This window comes from Falsiroseomonas oryziterrae, assembly GCF_021864505.1.
Lineage (GTDB): Bacteria > Pseudomonadota > Alphaproteobacteria > Acetobacterales > Acetobacteraceae > Falsiroseomonas > Falsiroseomonas oryziterrae.
In genome coordinates this window covers 1-1,718 of record NZ_JAKJIB010000527.1, presented here as the reverse complement: position 1 = coordinate 1,718, position 1,718 = coordinate 1, and the positions used below count along the sequence as shown (strand labels likewise).

General features: G+C 73.7%; 1 protein-coding gene. It reads right to left on the bottom strand.

Features of this window, described 5'->3' with window-relative positions:
• Positions 1-1,356, bottom strand: a 1,356-nt coding sequence (locus L2I40_RS22780; RefSeq protein WP_237217647.1) for a GH39 family glycosyl hydrolase, incomplete at its 3' end; no start/stop codon positions are given.
• Positions 1,357-1,718: the final 362 nt, after the last annotated feature.

The following is a 1,718-nucleotide window of genomic DNA, read 5'->3' as shown; positions in this document are numbered from 1 at the left end:
CGGCGCGCGCAGTGCCTCGCCCGCAGCCGGCCGCAGCTCCAGCACCGCCGCGCCGCCGCGCGGCACCTCCACCACGATCCCCGCCGCGTCGAGCTCGCGCAGCGGAACGCGGTGCCGCCGGACGACGAGCGCCGCGCGCTCCACCGGGGCCGTATCGTCCGGCAGCAGGGTCACCGCGACCTCCACCGCCGTCGCGCGCAGGATGCCCTCGAGCCCATTCGCGACGATGCGGACCGCCGCGCCGTCCTGCGCCTCGAAGGATCCCAGCAGGATCTGCGGCGGACCGCCCTCGCCGCTGCGTCGGCTGGCGAAGGCGACGGTAGCGGGCGAGCTGCTCGTCGCCTGGACGCGCTGGCCGATGCCCTGCGCATAGGCCTGTGCCGCCCACCAGATCGGTCGCGGGCGACGCTCCACGCGGTCGAGCAGACCGTCGAGCGAGGCGTTGAAGCAGTTGTTGGATGGTCGCTCCGCCTCGCGCCAGCAGGACTTCGCCGCCCGGTCCACGCCGGACGCCTCGAGGTAATGGAAGGCGCCGAGCAGCGCGCCCGGGCGAAGCTGGTCGCGCGGGCCGAGCACCTCGCCCACGATCAGCTCGCGGATCCGCAACGGCGCGTAGCGGGGCTCGCGCGTCAGCGCGCGCAGCTGCGCAACGCGCGCGGGAAGGCCCGGCAACTGCCCGACCGGGTCGTTCTCGTGCCAGGAGAGGTAGTTCACCTCGCAACCCTGGGCGAGGCAGAAGTCGAGGAACTGCCGCAGGTAGTCGAGGTCGAAATGCCCGATCTCCGGCCCGCCGATCCAGCGATCGGGACCGACGACGCGCCGGATCGTCCGGTAGGCCTCGAGGTAGGTGCGGAAGAAGTCCTCGCGCGGATAGCCCCAGCTCCCGCGGACATCGGGTTCGTTCCAGACCCCCCAGGCGACGTCGAGATGGCGGTGCCGCCCGACATGCTCGCGGATCCGCGCGGTGAAGCCCGGCAGATCCTCCATCGGGTTGCCCTGGCCGCGCGGCCCGTAGCCCCAGTAGCCCGGCAGCCCGTTGACGAGTCCGCCGAGCACGACAAGCGCACCCATCTCGCGCGCCTCCGCGGCCAGCGCGGCATCGGCGAGGCGCCACAGGCGTGGGCGCAGCGGCCGGATCAGCTCCCGCGGCGGCGCCTCGCGCGACAAGCCGTGCAGGAAGCCGACCATCGAGTGCGCCTGCATCGGCTGCCCGAACGCCACCTCGACGCGGATCTCGCGGCGCCGCTCGACGCCCTGCGCCGAGGCCGGCGCGGCACACCATGCACCGACCGCCAGCACCATCGCCGCAAGGATCGACAGCTCCGACAGGCGCAGGCGGCGGATGCGTCGTGCCACGGCGGCTCCCCAGGCGGCGCCATGCCGGTGCCGCCATGCGGACAAGGCTCGCACGACGCTACGACACGACGAAGTCACGGCCGGCGGAGGAACATCCATCTGACAGTGCCTCCGTCGGCCCCGCGCAATCCGCGCGTCACAACCGTGTGCAGCAGGCAGATGTGCCGCCGATGGCCGTCGCACGACGCGGGATGTGCGGCGAGGATGCCGCGATGACCCAACCGCTCCGCACCGGCCTCGTGGTCGCGCGCCCTGCCGTAGGCTGATCCCCTTGGGCATGCAGGCCGACCCGTCCCCCGCGTCGCGGCGCCCCATGGCGGCGAAGGCGCTGCTGCGGTTGCGCGACGCGCTGCGGCATCGCG